We start from the raw sequence: 18,383 nt of genomic DNA, 5'->3' as shown, positions 1-18,383 counted from the left end.
ATGAGCGATTTGGACCCGCAGAACGTGAAGCAGTTCACAAAGAACCAGGACAAGGGCACCGCGAAGGACATGAAAGAGCAGATCGGCGATGCCGGAGCGGAGATGAAGCAGCGCGCCGGCGATGCGTTCCGGGCATCGGCCGACGTCGCGCGAGACAAGTTCGGCGAGGCCGCGGATGCAGCAAAGGGCGTCGCGGACGGAACCATGGACCAGATTCAGAGCCAGGCGCGCGAACAGCAGCGATCGGGCGCCGATTTCGTCGAGCGCCTCGCGGCCAACATCCGCGAGGCCGGACGGGCTTTCGAGAGCGACGTACCGTTCGCCGCACGCGGCATCGGTTCGGCGGCGGACTATGTCGAGGATGCCGCCCAGAAGATTCGGGACGGAAGCTTCCGAGATCTTGTCGCAGGCGCGACCGATTTCGCCAAACGTCAGCCGGCCGCCTTTCTTGGCATATCGGTGCTGGCTGGCTTCGCGGCCGTTCGCTTCCTGAAGGCATCGGGCGGACAGTCGTCATCCCAAGGGCAGCGCAACACCCCCGGCAGCACGTCGGGGAGCGGGCAAACGTCGGGCGGGAGACCGTTTTCGGCGGGAGAGCAAAACTGGAATCGGGAGTCCGGGACCCGTAACCCCCATACGCAACAATCCTCATCCTTCCAGGGCAGCACGTTACCATGAGCATCGAGCGCGATATCAAAACCAGCAAAAGCGAGTTCAGGGAAATCTCGACGCTGCTCGGCGATGCCATGTCGCAGTTCGCCAAGCTGTTCCAGAACGAGATCGACCTGGCAAAGGCAGAAGTTGGCGAGAAGCTCCAGAAGATCGGCGGCGCCGTCGGCTTGATCGTAGGCGGCGCCGTTCTGGTGATCCCGGCCATCGTCATGGCCTTGTTTGCCCTCTCGGCCGCATTGATCTCCGCAGGATGGTCGCAGCCACTGTCATATCTGACATCGGCAGTCATCGCTGCGGCCATCGCCGCCGCGCTGGTGGCCATGGGCATGAACCGGCTTGATATGCGTCAGCTGGCTCCCCGCGAAACGATCGGCCAGCTGGAAAAAGACAAGGACACCGTGAAGGGAATGGTGCGATGACCAGCACAAAGATCAGCTTTATCGACAATCTGGTAACGGCCGCCAGGGACAATCCGCTCGCCGCAGCCCTCATCGGAGGCGGCGCGCTTTGGCTGTTGGCCGGAGACCAGAGGCTGAAGACTGTGGCGCGTTCCGCTGCCGAGGCTGTCGAACCCGTTGCCGATATTGGGACGAGTGGTTTCAGGTCGGCAGCATCCGCGATCAAGCGGACCGTCGCGCCGCCGACCGCCCCCGAAATGGACAACGACGGCTCGCAAGGGGTCGGGGAGACCCTGCGTGGCGCGACCGCCGCCGCTTCCGATACTATGTCGCAGGCCGCCGAGGGCGTCCGGGATCGTTTCGACGAGGGCGTCGCCTTCGCGCAGGAGCAATTCAGCAAGCTGGGCAATGCGCTTCCGAACAAGGACACCATGGCGAGTGCGAAGTCGTCACTGGCGGACATGCTGGAGCGGCAACCGCTCGTGCTAGGGGTCGTGGGCATCGCAATTGGTGCGGCCGTGGCGGGCGCGTTCCGCGCCTCCGAGATCGAGAACCAGTACATCGGAGACGTCAGCGACGACGTGAAGGCTGACCTGAACCGGCGCGCCGGTGCGGTCTCGCAGGCCCTGCGTGAAGCCTCGGACACGGTTGTCTCGGAAATCAGCGATACCGGCGCCGAGATTGTGGACCGAGTCAAGCAGGCCGGGATGGACGCCGCGGCAGCTGCCCGCGCCGAGGTGAAGGCTCCGTAGTGAGGCGACGGAGAGCGGGGTGCGCTGGCCACGCGCCTCGCTCTGGTTGGGTGATCAGGCAGGTGGGTTGTCCTGAAGGCGAACCTAATCCCAGTATGGAATGGCCGGACGGGCGATCATCAGCCAGAAGATCATCAGCACGGCCGCGAACGCCGGAAAGCCGAAGGCGAACCACCACCAGAACAGACGGTGATAGCGGGCGGGCAGCTTGCCGTTGCTCGCGACCGCTGCGACGGCGAGATCGCGCATTTGCATCTGCATCCACACCACCGGCAGCCAGAAGGCGCCGATCACGAGATACAGTGCAATCGACGCCGCCACCCAGCCGTCGCCGAGGGAATACCCGCTCGACCAGGCGAGCCATGTCCCGGTGATCGGCTGCAGGATCACGGCACTCGCCGTGAACAGGAAGTCGGCCAGCACCACCGTCCGCGCGACGCCCGCGATCTCGCGCGGGTCGCCGCGCAGATGCGCCACCAGCATGAAGAAGGCGATGCCGGCCCCGGTGCCGAGCAGCACGGCAGCGCCGATGATGTGCGCCATCTTCACGAGGAAGTAGAGCATCAGCGATCCTCGCGGATGGCCATGGCGACCAGGTTGAGCATGATCACCGGCCAGATCTTCAGCATCGGTCCCAGCGGATCGGCCCACAGTCGCGGCACCAGGATGGTGCCGATCACGGCATAGGTGAGCGAGATGATCAGTGCGGCCCAGAGTCCGTAGCGGCTCAGAGGCCGCCAGAGAATGGCGATGCCGATGACGATGTCGGCGAGCGCGCCCGCGGTGACGACGAGCGCCGCGACGTTCCCTTGCAGCCCGCCTTCAAGCAGCAACGACATGCCGATATTCCAGCCCGCGCTCAGCGAGATGATGCCGGTGGCGATCCAGAACGCGCCGAAGACGCCAAAGATCAGCGGCTTGAGCGCATACAGCTGTGCAAACCAGCGTTCCTGCACCGACGCAGGCTCGCGTGCGAGCGCGACTTCGAGATCGCGCGGTGGAGTGCCGGTCAATCGACGCCAGGGCTCGGGATCGCCGGTCGCACCGCGGCGCATTTCCGCCTGTGCCGTCGTGTTGAGGGGCGTTGGCCATCCCAGCATCTGCGCAACGTCGCCCGCACGATAGGCAATTGAAGCCGCCCAGCGCGGCAGCTGCAGGCGATAGGCCGGGCGCCAGCGCAGCCAGGCGCGAAACAGCGCGACCGCATCGCTGAAGGCGATCCGCCGCGGGCCGGCCAGATCGACCGCGACCCGTGAAGGCGCGCCGGGCTGCAGGAAGAACAGCACGGTCTCAACGACGTCGTCGAGATGCACCGGTTGAATCGCCGCCGTGTCCGGCATGACCGGCAGAACCGGCAGCGCCGCCAGCCCGCGCAGCAGCGCGCTGCCACCATAGGCGGGCCGGCCGACCACGACAGAAGGCCGCAGCACCACCCAATCGAGCTCCCGCGCCATCAAGGCGGCTTCGCCCTCGCGCTTGGTGCGGGAAAAATCGCTGAGCGCATCGACATTGCTGCCGATTGCCGAGAACAGGATGACCCTGCGGACCCCGGCGGTCTCGCAGGCCGCATAGAGTGCCGCGCTGCCGGCGACATGAACGCCTTGCATGTCCTGTCCCTGCAGCGCACCCGCTGCATTGATCACGGCATCGACGCCGGCGAGAAGGCCCTTCCATTTCGACACATCGGTGGTCCGGGCGACGTCGAGCGCGACGTGGCGAGGATCGTGCGCCGCCGCGGGATGACGCGACACCAAGATGCAGTCATGTCCTTCGGCGGACAGCCTGGCGTGGATCGCCGATCCGATAAGTCCTGTAGCCCCGACGAGAAGGATGCGCATCGACTGATCCTTCGATGAGCGGCCTGGGCAACGCCCTGATCAAGCCTTGAAGATACGGACCAATAAAGCGGGGCTGCAATCGTTCCTCGCGGGGGAACTGATGGGTTTGGCTGCAGGCAGAGAACCGGACACCCCGCCCCGCGCAGCTCCCTTGAAGTCAATGGCGGATGATCGAAAGGGTACGGAGCGACGCAGCGGCGTGATCCGCGAATGCCCTCACAGCCGGTGCGGTGCGCCGGGAACCGGGAATCACGACTTGAACCGGTACGGCCGGCGGCTCATAGGCCGGAAGAAGACGCACGAGCTTGCCTGACGAAATCTCGGCTTCGACCTGATAGGATAACAGTCGAGCGATGCCTTGGCCCGATGTCACGGCGGCAATGACCGTGTCGAGATCTGTCGTCATGAGGCGCGGCATCATGCGAACCGTGTGCAAGCGACCTCGATTCTGAAAACGCAGTTCGGTCGGCCCCGCAAATCCGGAAAAGAACACGACATCGTGCTTCGGTATGTCTCGCGGATGTCGAAGCTCAGGTTGCCTGCGCAAGTAGGAAGGGCTGGCGACCAGGACGCGACGGACCGACCCCACTGATCTGACGACGAGGCGCGAGTCGCGCGGCTGACCTATCCTGACCGCAACATCGATGCCTTCACTGATCAGGTCGAGCGATCTTTCGCCCATGACGAGCTCGATACGGATCGCCGGATGAGCGTCAAGGAAGCTCGATACGATCGGAGCGACATGACGGCGTCCGAAGATGGTGGGAGCGGCTATTCGCAGGATACCGTGCAGCGGAGCCCCCTCCGTCTCGACAAGCCTGCTCATGACGGTCGAGTAGCCGTTGACCAGCTCGCGGGCGCGCTCAGCAAAGTGGCGTCCGGCATCCGTCGGTGCAAGGCGGCGGGTTGTTCGCTCCACCAATCGTCTTCCGACCCTTTCCTCGAGGGCCGCAAGCGCGCGAGTGACCGCGGGAGGCGAACGCTTCAATCGCTTTGCTGCGCCTACCAGACTTCCAACCTCAACTATCGCGACGAATGTCGCAAGTTCATCGAGCCTGTCCATCGGATCATTCCTAAAGATGGAATTGTGACTTTCAGCATTAATTCTAGTGCAATTCAGGAGGTCGTAATAGCCTTCTAATGCGGTCGGCAGCGGAGGCGATCATGATCGCGGCAGCGCGAGAGGCCATAAAGGCTGACAACGCAGACGCAGCGCTCGCGTTTTTCAACGAGCTTTAGTGCCCCGCCTTTGTTTCGCAACTCGTTTCGAAAGGTGCCCTCATGCCCGCAGCATTGGAATTTCTGTTGTGGTGTGTCGCGCTCGCAACGTGGCTGATGCTTCTTTGCGCGCTGGTCAGTGAGCGCTTGAAGCGGCTCTCAAAGTTTTTCAGTCATCTGCGCGAGATTGCTTTCAGGCACAGGGTGAAGTGACTCGGTGGGCCATCGTATCAGCCTCATCTGAGAAAATCGCGACGATGCCGTTCGAAGGGCGAGGCGCAGCGTGAGACCCGCCAATGGCGTCTGCAACAGCCGAGCGGCTCAGGGCGGCGGTGCTCGTGAGTGCTTCCGGTAAGATTCCGTTGCTGCTATCCTCTCGCAAAAGAACGTCTTGCGGAGGAATACGGTGCGACCCAACGGGATAACCTTTCATCCGTCGGCCGGCGATGTCACGCCCGCGGTGCTCGCCATCGGCCGCTCCGATTTTCCCGATGTGCTCATCGACACGTTGCGCCGGCAGGCCGATGTCGGCCATTGCATGGTGTTCGCGTTGAGCCGGGCCGGCGCGGCAAGCTGCCTGCTCGATGCCGGCAACATCCCGATCGGCGGCGATCTCGGCGCCGCCTATGCCGGCCAGTTCCACGAAACGGATCCCAACCGCGATGCGCTGTTCGAAGGCGAGGGCGGCGCGCCGATCATGCTGCCTCGCTTCGCGCCGCGCATGTACGGCGCGCGCTACCGCAAGATCTTCTTCCAGGATTCCGGCATCGTCGACAAATGTGCGACCGCGATCTGGACCGGTGACACCTGCTTCTACGTCAACTTCTACGGATCGCCGCGCAGGGCCGCTTCAGCGCCGCCCAGCGCGAGCGGCTCGGGGCGATCGCACCGGCGATCGCAGCCAGCGTCGCACGCCATTTCCAGGAGAAGCCGACGTCCGATCTTGCGTCCCTGTTCGCGTCGCGCAAGCCGCTCTCCGCGCTCACCCTGCGCGAGCAGGAGGTCTGCCGCCATATCCTCGGAGGCTTCAGCTCGGAGGCGATTTCGCAGGCGCTCGGCATCAGGCTGCATTCGATCCTGACCTACCGCAAGCGCGCCTATGAGCGGCTCGGCATCTCCTCGCAGAGCGAATTGTTTGCGATCGTGCTGCGCCTGCTGACGGGTCCGCGCGGCCTGAACTAGGGGACATTGGTCCGCGATCTGTTGACCAAAAGCGGAGGTGCCCGAAAAATCGATATGTTCGAATGAATTCGTTAAACCCGCCGAAGTGGAGTCCCTGTATCAGTTGGGAGATACGCTAGGTTGGGCGAAAGAGATGCTGGCCACCATATCTCGCGGCTCCTCGGTGAAACCTCCGCTTGTCGATAGAATCCAGCTGTGGCTTTCGAAAGGCCGCATGATCGATGGCCTTTGGATCGGAACTCTATCGGATGATCCCGAGCTGGCTCTGCAACGCGTTGAAGCCGCGCTTCGGCTGATTGAACGGTCGGCCCCGCTTCATTACCAGCGGGTCAAGAAGAGCCTTTCTCGAATCTGGGTGCAGCTGGTTCCACACGGCGCAGGCTGTTATCAGCATTCCCTGAACGCCTGCCTGCTTGACCCACGCGTCGTTGCTTCCGAAACCACGACGATCGAATGGATCGCGTCCGCTATCGTTCATGAGGCGACCCATGCACGGCTTGAGAACTGGGGGATCCACTACGACGAGGCCGCCCGCTCCCGGATCGAACGGATCTGCGCCAGAAGAGAGCTCGACTTTGCCCGCCATCTGACGGACGTTGATGCCTTGCACGAAGAGATTGCGCAGAGGCTCGATTTGTGTCGTGACGAAGGCACATACTATAGCGACGAAAATATGCGGCTGACTATGGAGCAGGGGAGCGTCGAGGCGCTCCGTCATCTGGGAACGCCGGAATGGGCCATAGGTCTCGTGTTCAGAGTGATAGGCCTACGCCATGCATTCCACCGGTTCACACGCCGCTTAGCTGGTGTTTTGGCGCGGTGACGAGCGCTAACGGTCATTCCGGAAGTTAGCACACGTCGGCGGGGCCAAACGTCCGGCGAACCCGAGCTAACCCGACGATCGCTTCTCGACAGCCGCCGCGATTTTCTCCAGGGCGGCGTTTGTGTGCCGCAAGTCGACCAGCTGCTGTTCGCACATCTCGATGATCGTTCGTCCAGACCGCCATCCGAACGCCCGTGCGCCCCCTCGGCAACAAAGCCAGATCAGCGCTGCCAGAAAGACGCCGGCAGCGAGCCAGGATAGCGCCTGCTTCCGGTCGACGTCCGCGAAGGCCTGGCGGAGGTCGCCCTTGCGCAGGTACGCAATCGCGCGGCTGCCGTAGGCGGCATAGTCGTGGGCATATTCGGGATCAACTGCGATCACCCGGTTGTAGTCGGCAATGGCACGGTCAAAATCGCCTTTGGCAAAATAGGCGTTGCCCCGGGCCATGAGAGCGAAGCTATTGTTCGCATTCAGCTGGATGGTGGCGGTATAGTCGGCAATGGGCGCGGTCGTTGTCCCCTTTCCTTTGATAGGCGTAGCCGCGCTCGCCGTATCCGACTCGCTTTCCATGGTCTGACAGGCCGGCTTCGAATGCCTGGTCGACGTCGGCTATTGCCCGGTCGTGGTCGTGCCGTTGGTTGTAGATGTGCGACCGGTTGAGCAGTGAGCCGCCAGCTTTCGGGTTTACCCGGATCGCCGCGGTGAAATCTTCCAGGGCGCGGTCATCGCGATCGGCGAAGCTTGTCCATGGCCAGGAACAGCCACGCGCATGATACAAACTCGACAGGTCTTCGCCGTTGTAGTCTCCGCTCTGGATCGCGCGTGTGCAGGCAGCGATGATCTCGGCAGAGGCTTCCTTCGTCCGTTCCAAACAGACTTGTCGATCGTCGGCAGCCGCTGGCCGGCTGACGACGGCGGCTGCGAGTGCCAGAACAACCAGCAGGATGTGGGCGGCAATGCCCGAGCGCATGACTTCGTCCCCGCGATGCCCGGTGTTCGCGCTAACCAGGAGACGGCTTTTCCAGAGCGGTCGCGATCCTCTCCAGCAATGCATTGGTTCGCCTGTTTTCCGCGACCTGCTGCTCGTATAGATCGACCCAGCTCGCCCCGGATGATGAGCGCCGGATCGTGCGCGAGTACCATAGCCAGGCGCCCACCAGCACCAGGAACGGCAACCAAGACACGATCAGATTAAAGACCCAGGATGAACCACCGCTTCCGCCTGGTGTGTTGGCGAACGCAAAGAAAACGACGAGAGCTCCGACGAGACTGACCCACAAGGCAATCAACAGAAGTCGAGATCGAAGCTTGGTCATTTCAGTCACGGCAGTTCCCTTTGGTCGGCTGACAAGGCCGATACTATCATGAGTTGATTTCTCCTCCATGCTCTCGCGCATGCGGTCGTTGCAACGTGGTTAGCCGTTTCTTTGCTGGACGCCTTGGCCATCATGACGCCCACCGTCACGAGGGCACACCGTGAAATTCGTTGCAATTGTCCGGATTGAGCCGGAAGCCGTCGTTGCCTTTCGCTCAGGACGTTCGCGCGGGGTCCCTCAGCGGAAATTAACGTTGCGTCGCCAACATGCTCGACATGCATTCCAAACGGCGTTGTCAAGTGCCCTATCTGGTTCACACCAACAGAGAGCTCGGCCTGATGCTCCGGGGCACCAAGCCCCTCGCATATTTCATGGATATCGTCGGCCAGGAGCCGGACATCTGTATTCGGTATTGGCGCATGTTCGACCGGCATGTCGCTGAAGGCCGCCTGACGAAGCGCGAGCTGATCGAGCCATGTCCTGGGGCGCCGCAGCTCGAATATCGGATGCTGTTCTACACATTGCCCGGTCACGAGTGGCGGATTGACGCCATGCTTGCGCTGCTGAACGAGCCCGGCGCCTGGTCCGATGATCGAGAACGGCGCTTCGGCGAATTGCTCGGTTACGAGACCTGGCAGATCGACCATTGGCTGACGCATGGTCGCTCGCCGACCGACGCTTAGCTTGCTGTCCCGCACACTGGCAACCCTGCAGCGCTCGAGGAGCCCCTTCCTATGCGGAAAGTCGGGAACGATAGGGCGCGGTGAGCAGCAGCATGAACAGCGCTCTCTCGGCCTGGTACTTTGCTGCGGGTCGACTGGCTTCCCGGCCCTGCATCACCACCGCGCCTTGAATGGTGCAGACGCTCCAGCTCCATGTCCTGCGCCTGCGCTGCGCCAGGGTCACTTCGAAGATCGGAAATTCCGGTCCCGCCATTGCCGCCGCTTCTCGCCAGACATCCAATTTGGGCGAAGTTGAACCCGGAGCGCCGGCCTGTGTCTTCACCCATTTGGGTGAAGCGAAGCTTGCCCCTGCCGGGGCAGGCCACCGGACAAGTCTGGCGTCAATCTCTCAGCGGTAATTTGGGGATCGCACCGAAGAGGGCAGCTGCGCTCTTCTGGTTCCGCGTTCCCGTCTTGGCGAGGACGGCCTTGACCTGCGTGCGGATGGTTTCGCGGCTGAGCCCGTGATGCGCCGCGATATCGCCGATCGTCTGTCCTTGCGCAATTCCGCGCGCAACGCGCGCCTCGCTCGGGGTGAGGTCGAACAGGCCGCGAATGAGGGCGAGGCTGGGGGCCTGTGAGGCGGTGACCGGCGTCGCGATGAGGAGGCCAACCGCTCCATCGAAGAGGTCGCGGGCCTCGCCCGGCATCGAAACCAGATGAAGCACCACCCGATCGAGATCGCTGGCGCGACGCGCGGCGAAGGAGCACACGGCCTTGTCCGGCGCATCGAGTTGGGCGAGGCCGGCGCGCAGCAGGGTGTCGGCCGCCCGGTCCTTGATCGCGATCCGGTCCTTCGGCAACCATTGCAGAAGGTCGGTCATGGCTTCGATCAAGGCGTTGGCGGTCAGAACCCGCCCGGAGCGCGTGATCGCGAGGGCCGGCAAGCCGACCAGCGACAGCGCCTCGGTTGCCGCCCGCATCCGGGTGAGGCGCCAGCGTGTCGACAGCAAAGCCGCCCGCGCGAGATGGGGGCGAAAGCGGTCGAGAAAATCGAGATCCTGCCGCGAAAAGGCGGGGCGGCCGGCCAGTCTTTCCATGTGGAAGACGATGATCTCACCGGACGGGCTGCGGACCGCCGTCGCACAAGCGTGCTCGAAGCCCCACTTCTTGTTCCATTCCACCCGATAGGGATCGCGCTCCCATTCCTCCAGCGAAAATGCCTCGTGCTCGCCGACGAAGCCGGGGTGATCGAGCGCCAGGAGTCGCGGGGTCGTCTCCGTCCGGCTGGAGAGGTCGCCACGCAGGAACGCCGAGAACGCTTCGCGGATCGACGGCGACGTCACGACACCGTTCCAGACACCGGACCACTGATCGGAGTCCGAGGTGATCATGACCATGCCATAGGCGCCCGCGGCATGAGCGATCCTCTCCAGGACATCAGGCCAGAGCTCTGGAACGGTCGCTGCCTCGTGGATGCGGTCCACGATCTGCTCGAAATCGATGCCCGTCATTGCTGCGCTGGACCCATCAGATTCGACCGATCTTTCAGACGGGCGGCGTGCATTCTGCAGCAGCCTTCATGCTTCGCCCGCCAAGGCTCTTGATACCAATCCGCTTCGGCGGAACCAATTGCTACTATTTCCCAAGCTGGCCCGGATGGACGCCTAGCAGAAATCATGTCCAAATATCAACTATTTGACAGGTCAGAGGTTATCCCGGCGGCTTTCCAAGGTCGGTCTGATTCCGTAAGCCGGGGGCAGCGCTGATGGACCACCGTTCTCGGCGCATCAACCTATCGGCGTTCGCGGATAGAGGAGGCGAGCATGATCCTCATATGGCTTGGAGTGCTCCTTGTTTTCGGCGGCCTATTCCAAATGGCGTTTCAGCCCATTTGGCGAGGTCGATTCAGCGGTGGGAAGTGGCTTCGCTCCGGACGTGACACGCTGGAGCCTGAAAGGCCCGGTAGCGGCTTCAGCGTCAAATCGAACTGGCCTGGACTTGTGATGGTCGCGCTTGGCGGCGCTTTCTTGCTGGCCGGAGCTGCCATCTGAGTTGAAAGCAGACAAAGGCAGCTTTTGGCCCGCCTGTCCCAATCCATGGGGACAGACGGCGGCAACTGAAAGGCGCTAGCCTCGGTATCGAGGAGACGACAAGGGAGCGAAGCTTGAGCACCGCGCCGCGCATCGAGATCGACCCGGCTGCCTTCTGGGCCGACCCCTATCCGATGCTCGCCAAGATGCGGAAGGAGGCGCCGATCGCCTTCGTGCCGCAGCTCGGCTCAACGCTGCTGACGAGCCGCGACGACATCTCGATCTCGGAGAAGCAGATCGACGTGTTCTCCTCGCACCAGCCCGCCGGCCTGATGAACCGGCTGATGGGCCACAACATGATGCGCAAGGATGGCGAGGCGCATCTCGTCGAGCGCCGGGCGATGTTTCCGACGGTCTCACCGAAGACGGTGAAGGGCTACTGGACCGCACAGTTCCAGTCCCATGCGGATCGCATCATCGCTTCGCTTGAACCGGGCCGGATCGATCTGATGCACGACTTCGCGCTGCCGTTCTCCGGCGAATGCCTGAAGTCGATCACCGGCCTCACCAATATCGGCTTTCAGGACATGGACGCGTGGTCGCAGGGCATGATCGAGGGCATCGCCAATTATGCCGGCGACCCTGAGGTCGAGGCGCGCTGCCATGCGGCAACCGCGGGCATCGACGCCGCGATCGACGACATTCTGCCGGTGATGCGCAAGCATCTCGACCAGAGCATTTTGGGCGTGCTGCTCGCCTCGGACATGGCGATGGAGAGCGTGCGCGCCAACGTCAAGCTCGCCATCTCCGGCGGCCAGAACGAGCCGCGCAAGGCGATCGCCGGCACGGTCTGGGCGCTGCTGACCCATCCCGACCAGCTCGATCTGGTCCTGCGCGGCGAGGTGTCGTGGCTGCAGGCCTTCGAGGAATATGCCCGCTGGATCTCGCCGATCGGCATGTCGCCGCGCCGCATCGCAAAACCCTGGACCATTCGCGATGTGTCGTTCGAGCTCGACGAACGCGTATTCCTGATGTTCGGCTCCGCCAACCGCGACGAAAAGCATTTCGAGCGCGCCGATCAGTTCGACGTGCGGCGCGACACCTCCAAGAGCGTCGCCTTCGGCGCCGGCCCGCATTTCTGCGCCGGCGCCTTCGCCTCGCGCGCCATGATCGCCGACGTCGCGCTGCCGACATTGTTCGCGCGCGCCTCGCGCATCGAGCTTGCCGAGGACGAAGAGGTGCGGATCGGCGGCTGGGCCTTCCGCGGGCTGCAGAATCTGCCGGTGAGGTGGGAGCGATAGGCCGGTGGTGCTCGTGGCACGTCGCCCGTCACACGTTCGGTGTCATCGCCCGGCTTGACCGGGCGATCCAGTACTCCGAGACAGTTGTGGTTGAATCGCCGGGCCGCGGCGTACTGGATTCCCCGCCTTCGCGGGGAATGACGGCGAGAGGGTGGAGGGAGCTCCGCGCCTCGGCACCCACTACGAAATCATGCCATTCTGCCGCTGTTTTGCCCGACGAGTCAACCGCACTTCGGATAATACGTAAGTCGTTGTTTTCGCACGCCCGGCTACTGTGCATGGGGTTGTTTTGCGACTTTTTATGTTCCGCCGGTCCGGGCTCGACCAAATCCGTGGAGCCCTCACATTCGCGTGCAGAAAAATTCCATCCTCATTCGCTTCGCCGCTTGAAAGATTAGTCACGCGCGCGGCATGCAGCGCAGTGCTCGCATCGCTATTTTCGCGGACGTCTCGACACTTCCGATGACGCGCACCATCATTCGGTAAACGTGAATGATGACGGCCGCACGCGGCCGGGAGTGTGGAATGCAGCGTCGAGACTTTCTGAAACTTTCGGTTGGAACTGCGGCCGCCGCCGCGTTCGCATCGCCTGCGATCGCGCAAGGGGCGGTGAAGGAAATTCGTATCGGCTACCAGAAGACCGGCGTGCTGGTCATCACGCGCCAGCAGGCTGCCCTGGAAAGACATTTCGCAGCCTCAGGCATCGAGGTGAAGTGGATCGAGTTCTCCTCGGGCCCGCCGATGATGGAGGCGATGAACGTCGGCAGCGTCGATTTCGGCGCGGTCGGAGATTCCCCGCCTGTGTTCGCCCAGGCCGCGGGCGCGGCGATCGTCTACGCCGCCGGCCAGCCCATCACCAACGGCCAGGGCATCCTGGTCCCCAAGGATTCGCCGATCCGCGACATCAAAGACCTCAAGGGCAAGCGCATCGGCTTCACCAAGGGCTCCAGCGCCCACAACGTCGTGGTGCAGACGCTGGAGAAGGCCGGCCTCACCTATGCCGACATCACGCCGGTCTACCTGACGCCGCCGGATGCCGGCCCCGCCTTCGCCAATGGCAGCATCGAAGCGTGGGCGATCTGGGATCCCTATTTCGCCATCGGCGAGACCAAGCAGAACGGCCGCATCCTGATCAATGCGCGCGAGGTCACCAAGACCAATTCCTTCTACATCGCCAACCGCGAGTTCGCGAAGAACCATGCGGCGATCCTGCAGCAGATCGTCGACGTGACGACCGCGGCCGGCCAATGGGCCGAGCAGCACCGCGACGAGGTCGCAAGATCGCTCGCCGCGATCACCGGCGTTCCCTTGGATATCCAGACCGTCGCCGCCAATCGCGCGAACTTCGTGGTCGGCCCCGTCACCGACGAGATCGTTGCGACCCAGCAGGGCGTCGCCGACCGCTTCTACGAGCTCGGCCTGATCCCGAAGCCGATTCATATTCGCGACATCGTCTGGCGCAACCCGGCAGCCTGACCGTGCCGACAACTCTTCCCGTTCAAAAAGGTCTGAACATGAAGCGCATCGTTCAACGCGTGATCGCAGCCATCGTGCTGTCGATCGGCATCGTCGCGGCCGCCGTCGGCACCTCCTACGGTCAGGATAAGGTGGTCCGCATCGGCTACCAGAAGTACGGCAAGCTGGTGCTGCTCAAGAGCAAGGGCACGCTGGAGCCGAAGCTCGCCGCTGACGGCTACAAGGTGGTGTGGACCGAATTTCCGTCCGGTCCGCCGCTGCTCGAAGCGCTTAACGTCGGCGCGATCGATTTCGGCAACACCGGCGAAGCTCCGCCGATCTTCGCGCAGGCCGCCGGCGCGCCGATCCAGTATGTGGCCTACGAGCCGCCGGCGCCGAAGGGCGAGGCGATCCTGGTCCCGAAGGAAAGTCCGCTGAAATCCGTTGCCGACCTCAAGGGCAAGAAGGTCGCGCTCAACAAGGGCTCCAACGTCCACTATCTCCTCGTCAAGGCGCTTGAGAAAGCCGGCGTCAAATACTCGGAGATCGAGACCGTGTTCCTGGCACCAGCCGACGCGCGGGCCGCCTTCGAACGCGGCGCAGTCGATGCCTGGGTGATCTGGGATCCGTTCCAGGCCGCGGCGGAAGCGGCCACCGGCGCACGCACGCTGGCCGATGGCAGCGGCATCGTGGCCAACTACCAGTTCTACTTCGCCTCCAAGAAATTCCTCGAAGCCAACCCGAAGATCGTCGATGCCGTGCTCGCCGAACTCAGCGCGGTCGATGATTGGGCCAAGGGCGACATCCGCGCCGTAGCCGAGCAGCTGGCTCCCTCGATCGGTCTCCCGGTCCCCGTGGTCGAGGTGGCCCTGAAGCGCCAGTCCTACGGCATCAAGCCGATCACCGATGCCGTCATCGCCGACCAGCAGCAGGTGGCCGACGCGTTCTTCGCGCTCGGCCTGATCCCCAAATCCATCAAGATTTCCGACGTGGCGCGGAAGCCGGGAACGTGAGCACACTCATGAGCAAGCAATCAAACGCCAACATCCTCTGGTTCCTGCCGACGCATGGCGACGGCCGCTATCTCGGCACCGGCATCGGCGGCCGCGAGGTCAATTTCAACTATCTGCGCCAGGTCGCGCAGGCCGCCGATCAGCTCGGCTATTTCGGCGTGCTGTTGCCGACCGGCCGGTCCTGCGAGGATTCCTGGATCGTCGCGTCTTCGGTTGCGCCGTTCACGGAGCGGCTGCGCTATCTCGTCGCCGTTCGTCCCGGCCTGCAATCGCCGAGCGTGGCCGCGCGCATGACCGCGACGCTCGATCGCGTCTCGAACGGCCGGCTTCTCGTCAACGTCGTCACCGGCGGCGATCCCGTCGAGAACAAGGGCGACGGCATCTTCCTCGGCCACGACGAGCGCTACGAGGTCACCCGCGAGTTCCTCAACGTCTACAGCGACCTGCTCGCCGGCAAGACGGTGAACGCCGAGGGCAAGCACATCCGCATCGAGGGCGGCAAGCTGCTGTTTCCCCCCGTGCAGTCGCCGCGGCCCCCGCTCTATTTCGGCGGCTCCTCCGATGCCGGCATCGACGTCGCGGCGGACACCGTCGACAAATATCTCACCTGGGGCGAGCCGCCGGCGCTGGTCGCCGAGAAGATCGCGAAGGTGAGGGAGGTTGCCGCAGCTCGTGGCCGCAAACTCTCCTTCGGCATCCGTCTACACGTCATTGTCCGCGAGACCAACGAAGAAGCCTGGCACGCCGCAAACGAGCTGATCAGGCACGTCAGCGACGACACCATCGCGCTGGCCCAGAAGAACTTTGCCCGTATGGACTCGGTCGGTCAGCAGCGCATGGCGCAGCTCCACGGCGGCAAGCGCGACAAGCTCGAGATCGCGCCGAACCTGTGGGCCGGCGTCGGCCTCGTCCGCGGCGGCGCCGGCACGGCTCTGGTCGGCGACGCCCAGACGGTTGCGGCCCGCATCAAGGAGTATCAGGATCTCGGCATCGATACCTTCATCATGTCGGGCTATCCGCATCTGGAGGAAGCCTATCGCTTCGCCGAGCTGGTGTTCCCGCTGCTCGCGCTGGAGCAGCCGAGCAACGTGACGAAGCTGCATTTCAACGGCGGTCCGTTCGGCGAGACCGTCGGCAGCGATTTCCGTCCGCAGCACCGGGTGTCGCAGTCATGAGCCTGATCGACAGCATTTCGCTTCCGCGCAGCATCCGCCTGCCGCGGGCCGACGGCCTGATCCAGTGGATCGTGCCGCTCGCCATCATCGCGGTCTGGCAGGTCGCGAGCGTCACCGGCTTCGTGCCGACGCGGGTACTGCCGGCCCCGAGCGACGTCGTGCTCGCGGGCTGGAAGCTGCTGGTCTCCGGTGAGCTCGTCCGCAACATCTGGGTGTCGTTCTGGCGCGCCTCGATCGGCTTTTTGATCGGCGGCAGCATCGGCTTCGCCTTCGGCCTCGCCAACGGCCTGTCGCAGCTTTCGGCCAGGCTCACCGATACCACCCTGCAGATGGTGCGCAACGTGCCGCATCTGGCGCTGATCCCGCTGGTCATCCTCTGGTTCGGCATCGACGAAAGCGCAAAGCTCTTCCTGGTGGCGCTCGGGGTGTTCTTCCCGATCTATCTCAACACGCTGCACGGCATCCGCACCGTCGATCCGCAGCTGATCGAGATGAGCCGCATCTACGGCATGACCGATGGCGAACTGTTCCGCCGCGTCATCTTCCCGGGCGCGCTGCCTTCGATCTTCGTCGGCATCCGCTTTGCGCTCGGCATCATGTGGCTGACGCTGATCGTCGCCGAGACCATCGCGGCCTCTTCCGGCCTCGGCTACATGGCGATGCAAGCGCGCGAGTTCATGCTGATCGACGTCGTCGTGCTCTCGATCCTGATCTACGCCCTGCTCGGCAAGCTCGCCGACAGCGCCTCCCGCGTGCTGGAGCGTCTGACGCTCTCCTGGCACCCCGCCTTCCAGAAACGTTGAGCAAAATACTGGGAATCACATGCAGACAGCGCTTCGTACCTCTCTTCCCGAGACCGAGCTCGCCGGCCGCGCCGCTTTCGCCCCACACGCCCGCGTGGTGCGCGAGGAGCGGCAAAAAGAACACCGAGTTCAGGCCAGCGGCCTGCCGCTCAGCATCCGCGGCTTGCGCAAATCCTTCGGTAACAACGAGGTGCTGCGCGGCATCGACCTGCACATTCCCGCCGGGCAGTTCGTTGCGATCGTCGGCAAGAGCGGCTGCGGCAAGAGCACCTTGCTGCGCCTGATCGCCGGCCTCGACAAGATCGATGCCGGCAGCATCAGCTTCGGGCAGGATATTCAGCCCGAGGACATCCGCGTGATGTTCCAGGAGCCGCGGCTGCTGCCCTGGGCCCGCGTGCTCGCCAATGTCGAGGTCGGCCTCGGCCGCGATCGTGCCTCAAGCGATGCGCATGCCCGCGCCGAGAAGGCGCTGATCGAGGTCGGCCTCGCCGACAAGCGCGATCAATGGCCCTCGGTGCTCTCAGGGGGCCAGAAGCAGCGCGTCGCGCTCGGCCGTGCGCTGGTCTCGCGCCCGCGCGTGCTCGCCTTCGACGAGCCGCTCGGCGCGCTGGACGCGCTGACCCGCATCTCGATGCAGCGGCTCCTCGAGCGGGTCTGGCGCGATCAGGGCTTTACCGCGATCCTGGTGACCCACGATGTCTCGGAAGCCGTGGCGCTGGCCGACCGCGTGCTCGTCATCGAGGAGGGCCGCATCGCCCATGACGTCACGGTTAACGCCGCCCGGCCGCGCCAGCGCGGCTCGGCCGAGCTTGCCGGGCTCGAAGGCTCGATCCTGAGCCACCTGTTGTCGGCCGACGATCGTACCTAAATAGAGGGAACCCCGCTTGCGGGGAGTAGCGCCATGAATGTAGTCCCCCGCGAGCTCATGACCGAAATTCCCGTCTCGTCCGCCGATTTCCGCGGCGCCATGCGCCACCTTACCGGCGGCGTCAGCGTCATCACGGCCGGGCGGGGCAAGGACATCTCCGGCATGACGGTGACCTCGGTCACCTCGCTGTCGGTCGAGCCGCCGACGCTGCTGGTCAGCATCAACCGCGACGCCTCGTCGTTTCCGCTGATCCGCCGCCACGGCGCCTTCGGCGTGAACATCCTCAATGCTGACCAACTCGACATTGCCGAACGCTTTGCCGGCAAGGGCGGGCTGAAGGGTGCGGATCGCTTTGCAGGCAGCCAGTGGGTGACGGCAGTCTCTGGTGTCCCGCTGCTGGTCGGCGCGCTCTCGGCCTTCGATTGCGAAGTCGAGGAGATCGTCGAGCGGCACTCGCACGGCATCGTCATCGGCCGTGTCCGGGACATCAGGAGCTCGACCCGCAATGCCGCGCTGGCCTATTGGCACGGCCAATACGTGGCGGTCGACCAGGACGAAGACGCGGCCCGGCTCGCCGATGTCAGCCTTCCCGCGCGCGGCCGGCGCGGCATTTGATCGCCGTCGGCGAGCCTCGCGCAAGGCTGGCCTTTTCCGCCTCGTCGCTCTAGAAGCGCTCCTGACTGTCCCGCCGGACGCATGGAGCGGAACGATGAAGCGCGTGGCTACCTTGATCTTCTACGCCATCGGCGCGCTCGCGATCGCCTATCTCGCGCTCTACGCCTACGCGATGTTCTCCGGATCTCCGATCGTGCCGGGCGATCCCATCCACATCTTCCGCAAGCCGGATGCGCCGAGCTATTCGTGACGGTCTCGT

Annotated in this window: 21 protein-coding genes and 1 pseudogene; 14 read left to right on the top strand and 8 right to left on the bottom strand. The window is 63.9% G+C overall.

Annotated elements, in window-relative coordinates; genetic code table 11:
* Genes I6F20_RS11385 through I6F20_RS11375 form a run of 3 tightly spaced genes read left to right on the top strand, consistent with a single transcriptional unit; the run spans window position 1 to window position 1,822 of the window.
* Window positions 1-678, top strand: a complete 678-nt coding sequence (locus I6F20_RS11385; protein WP_036022119.1) for a hypothetical protein — start codon at window positions 1-3, stop codon at window positions 676-678.
* Window positions 675-1,091, top strand: a complete 417-nt coding sequence (locus tag I6F20_RS11380; RefSeq protein WP_036022122.1) for a phage holin family protein — start codon at window positions 675-677, stop codon at window positions 1,089-1,091. The genes I6F20_RS11385 and I6F20_RS11380 overlap by 4 nt, the downstream gene beginning before the upstream one ends.
* Window positions 1,088-1,822 (top strand): hypothetical protein, encoded by a 735-nt coding sequence (locus I6F20_RS11375; protein WP_225126238.1) that lies wholly within the window; start codon window positions 1,088-1,090, stop codon window positions 1,820-1,822. The genes I6F20_RS11380 and I6F20_RS11375 overlap by 4 nt, the downstream gene beginning before the upstream one ends.
* 84 nt (window positions 1,823-1,906) lie before the next feature.
* Here I6F20_RS11375 and I6F20_RS11370 read toward each other — a convergent pair whose 3' ends face one another.
* The 3 genes from I6F20_RS11370 to I6F20_RS11360 all read right to left on the bottom strand — a co-directional run bounded on the left by I6F20_RS11370 (window position 1,907) and on the right by I6F20_RS11360 (window position 4,723).
* The gene (locus tag I6F20_RS11370; RefSeq protein WP_225126236.1) at window positions 1,907-2,386 is read right to left on the bottom strand and encodes a DUF2269 family protein; all 480 of its coding nucleotides are present in this window, start codon (window positions 2,384-2,386) and stop codon (window positions 1,907-1,909) included.
* The gene (locus tag I6F20_RS11365) at window positions 2,386-3,660 is read right to left on the bottom strand and encodes an SDR family oxidoreductase (protein WP_225126235.1); all 1,275 of its coding nucleotides are present in this window, start codon (window positions 3,658-3,660) and stop codon (window positions 2,386-2,388) included. Before I6F20_RS11365 ends, I6F20_RS11370 begins: the two co-directional genes overlap by 1 nt.
* Before the next feature lie 157 nt (window positions 3,661-3,817).
* Window positions 3,818-4,723: a LysR family transcriptional regulator gene (locus I6F20_RS11360; RefSeq protein ID WP_225114793.1), complete on the bottom strand. Its 906-nt coding sequence runs from the start codon at window positions 4,721-4,723 to the stop codon at window positions 3,818-3,820.
* 561 nt (window positions 4,724-5,284) lie between these two features.
* Here I6F20_RS11360 and I6F20_RS11355 point away from each other — a divergent pair.
* Together I6F20_RS11355 and I6F20_RS11350 are read left to right on the top strand one after the other, a co-directional pair.
* Window positions 5,285-6,060 (top strand): annotated as a pseudogene (locus tag I6F20_RS11355) (helix-turn-helix transcriptional regulator).
* A gap of 133 nt (window positions 6,061-6,193) precedes the next feature.
* A complete protein-coding gene (locus I6F20_RS11350; RefSeq protein WP_225126233.1) occupies window positions 6,194-6,883 on the top strand; it encodes a hypothetical protein in 690 nt (229 codons plus the stop codon).
* 66 nt (window positions 6,884-6,949) lie between these two features.
* On the opposite strand, the gene I6F20_RS11345 is transcribed toward I6F20_RS11350, so the two are convergent.
* The 3 genes from I6F20_RS11345 to I6F20_RS11335 are packed head-to-tail and all read right to left on the bottom strand — an operon-like array spanning window position 6,950 to window position 8,208.
* On the bottom strand, window positions 6,950-7,330 hold the full coding sequence (locus tag I6F20_RS11345) for a tetratricopeptide repeat protein (protein ID WP_225126231.1): 381 nt from the start codon (window positions 7,328-7,330) through the stop codon (window positions 6,950-6,952).
* A 10-nt stretch (window positions 7,331-7,340) separates the two neighbouring features.
* On the bottom strand, window positions 7,341-7,853 hold the full coding sequence (locus I6F20_RS11340) for a tetratricopeptide repeat protein (RefSeq protein WP_225126229.1): 513 nt from the start codon (window positions 7,851-7,853) through the stop codon (window positions 7,341-7,343).
* A gap of 31 nt (window positions 7,854-7,884) precedes the next feature.
* On the bottom strand, window positions 7,885-8,208 hold the full coding sequence (locus tag I6F20_RS11335) for a hypothetical protein (protein ID WP_225126228.1): 324 nt from the start codon (window positions 8,206-8,208) through the stop codon (window positions 7,885-7,887).
* A gap of 290 nt (window positions 8,209-8,498) precedes the next feature.
* On the opposite strand from I6F20_RS11335, the gene I6F20_RS11330 reads away from it, so the two are divergent.
* Entirely contained in the window at window positions 8,499-8,882 is a 384-nt protein-coding gene (locus tag I6F20_RS11330; RefSeq protein ID WP_225126226.1) for a hypothetical protein, read from the top strand.
* 49 nt (window positions 8,883-8,931) lie between these two features.
* On the opposite strand, the gene I6F20_RS11325 is transcribed toward I6F20_RS11330, so the two are convergent.
* Together I6F20_RS11325 and I6F20_RS11320 are read right to left on the bottom strand one after the other, a co-directional pair.
* Window positions 8,932-9,135, bottom strand: a complete 204-nt coding sequence (locus tag I6F20_RS11325; RefSeq protein ID WP_050995847.1) for a hypothetical protein — start codon at window positions 9,133-9,135, stop codon at window positions 8,932-8,934.
* A 127-nt stretch (window positions 9,136-9,262) separates the two neighbouring features.
* Complete coding sequence (locus tag I6F20_RS11320) at window positions 9,263-10,375, bottom strand: helix-turn-helix transcriptional regulator (protein WP_109142562.1); 1,113 nt, start codon at window positions 10,373-10,375, stop codon at window positions 9,263-9,265.
* Window positions 10,376-11,028: 653 nt separating this feature from the next.
* On the opposite strand from I6F20_RS11320, the gene I6F20_RS11315 reads away from it, so the two are divergent.
* The 8 genes from I6F20_RS11315 to I6F20_RS11280 all read left to right on the top strand — a co-directional run bounded on the left by I6F20_RS11315 (window position 11,029) and on the right by I6F20_RS11280 (window position 18,374).
* Entirely contained in the window at window positions 11,029-12,195 is a 1,167-nt protein-coding gene (locus I6F20_RS11315; protein ID WP_225126224.1) for a cytochrome P450, read from the top strand.
* A gap of 525 nt (window positions 12,196-12,720) precedes the next feature.
* A complete protein-coding gene (locus I6F20_RS11310; RefSeq protein WP_225126223.1) occupies window positions 12,721-13,671 on the top strand; it encodes a sulfonate ABC transporter substrate-binding protein in 951 nt (316 codons plus the stop codon).
* A gap of 38 nt (window positions 13,672-13,709) precedes the next feature.
* Window positions 13,710-14,663 (top strand): sulfonate ABC transporter substrate-binding protein, encoded by a 954-nt coding sequence (locus tag I6F20_RS11305; protein WP_035999020.1) that lies wholly within the window; start codon window positions 13,710-13,712, stop codon window positions 14,661-14,663.
* A gap of 8 nt (window positions 14,664-14,671) precedes the next feature.
* A complete protein-coding gene (ssuD, locus tag I6F20_RS11300; protein WP_225126221.1) occupies window positions 14,672-15,838 on the top strand; it encodes an FMNH2-dependent alkanesulfonate monooxygenase in 1,167 nt (388 codons plus the stop codon).
* Window positions 15,835-16,641, top strand: coding sequence for an aliphatic sulfonate ABC transporter permease SsuC (gene ssuC, locus I6F20_RS11295; protein WP_225126220.1), 807 nt, complete (start codon window positions 15,835-15,837; stop codon window positions 16,639-16,641). Before ssuD ends, ssuC begins: the two co-directional genes overlap by 4 nt.
* A 19-nt stretch (window positions 16,642-16,660) precedes the next feature.
* Window positions 16,661-17,509: an ATP-binding cassette domain-containing protein gene (locus tag I6F20_RS11290; protein ID WP_225126218.1), complete on the top strand. Its 849-nt coding sequence runs from the start codon at window positions 16,661-16,663 to the stop codon at window positions 17,507-17,509.
* Window positions 17,510-17,542: 33 nt separating this feature from the next.
* Window positions 17,543-18,124 (top strand): flavin reductase family protein, encoded by a 582-nt coding sequence (locus I6F20_RS11285; RefSeq protein WP_157287384.1) that lies wholly within the window; start codon window positions 17,543-17,545, stop codon window positions 18,122-18,124.
* A gap of 94 nt (window positions 18,125-18,218) precedes the next feature.
* The gene (locus tag I6F20_RS11280; protein WP_035999067.1) at window positions 18,219-18,374 is read left to right on the top strand and encodes a hypothetical protein; all 156 of its coding nucleotides are present in this window, start codon (window positions 18,219-18,221) and stop codon (window positions 18,372-18,374) included.
* The last annotated feature ends 9 nt before the right edge of the window (window positions 18,375-18,383 follow it).

This window comes from Bradyrhizobium sp. IC3123 (assembly GCF_020193625.1).
Classification (GTDB): domain Bacteria; phylum Pseudomonadota; class Alphaproteobacteria; order Rhizobiales; family Xanthobacteraceae; genus Bradyrhizobium; species Bradyrhizobium yuanmingense.
The sequence above is the reverse complement of the archived record's forward strand: the minus strand, read 5'-3'. Positions and strand labels throughout refer to the sequence as shown.

Coding starts and splice junctions, on each gene's coding strand:
- I6F20_RS11385 (WP_036022119.1), top strand. CDS start 1: ATGAGCGATTTGGACCCGCAGAACGTGAAGCAGTTCACAAAGAACCAG.
- I6F20_RS11380 (WP_036022122.1), top strand. CDS start 675: ATGAGCATCGAGCGCGATATCAAAACCAGCAAAAGCGAGTTCAGGGAA.
- I6F20_RS11375 (WP_225126238.1), top strand. CDS start 1,088: ATGACCAGCACAAAGATCAGCTTTATCGACAATCTGGTAACGGCCGCC.
- I6F20_RS11370 (WP_225126236.1), bottom strand. CDS start 2,386: ATGCTCTACTTCCTCGTGAAGATGGCGCACATCATCGGCGCTGCCGTG.
- I6F20_RS11365 (WP_225126235.1), bottom strand. CDS start 3,660: ATGCGCATCCTTCTCGTCGGGGCTACAGGACTTATCGGATCGGCGATC.
- I6F20_RS11360 (WP_225114793.1), bottom strand. CDS start 4,723: ATGGACAGGCTCGATGAACTTGCGACATTCGTCGCGATAGTTGAGGTT.
- I6F20_RS11350 (WP_225126233.1), top strand. CDS start 6,194: ATGCTGGCCACCATATCTCGCGGCTCCTCGGTGAAACCTCCGCTTGTC.
- I6F20_RS11345 (WP_225126231.1), bottom strand. CDS start 7,330: ATGGCCCGGGGCAACGCCTATTTTGCCAAAGGCGATTTTGACCGTGCC.
- I6F20_RS11340 (WP_225126229.1), bottom strand. CDS start 7,853: ATGCGCTCGGGCATTGCCGCCCACATCCTGCTGGTTGTTCTGGCACTC.
- I6F20_RS11325 (WP_050995847.1), bottom strand. CDS start 9,135: ATGGCGGGACCGGAATTTCCGATCTTCGAAGTGACCCTGGCGCAGCGC.
- I6F20_RS11320 (WP_109142562.1), bottom strand. CDS start 10,375: ATGACGGGCATCGATTTCGAGCAGATCGTGGACCGCATCCACGAGGCA.
- I6F20_RS11310 (WP_225126223.1), top strand. CDS start 12,721: ATGCAGCGTCGAGACTTTCTGAAACTTTCGGTTGGAACTGCGGCCGCC.
- I6F20_RS11305 (WP_035999020.1), top strand. CDS start 13,710: ATGAAGCGCATCGTTCAACGCGTGATCGCAGCCATCGTGCTGTCGATC.
- ssuD (WP_225126221.1), top strand. CDS start 14,672: ATGAGCAAGCAATCAAACGCCAACATCCTCTGGTTCCTGCCGACGCAT.
- ssuC (WP_225126220.1), top strand. CDS start 15,835: ATGAGCCTGATCGACAGCATTTCGCTTCCGCGCAGCATCCGCCTGCCG.
- I6F20_RS11290 (WP_225126218.1), top strand. CDS start 16,661: ATGCAGACAGCGCTTCGTACCTCTCTTCCCGAGACCGAGCTCGCCGGC.
- I6F20_RS11285 (WP_157287384.1), top strand. CDS start 17,543: ATGAATGTAGTCCCCCGCGAGCTCATGACCGAAATTCCCGTCTCGTCC.
- I6F20_RS11280 (WP_035999067.1), top strand. CDS start 18,219: ATGAAGCGCGTGGCTACCTTGATCTTCTACGCCATCGGCGCGCTCGCG.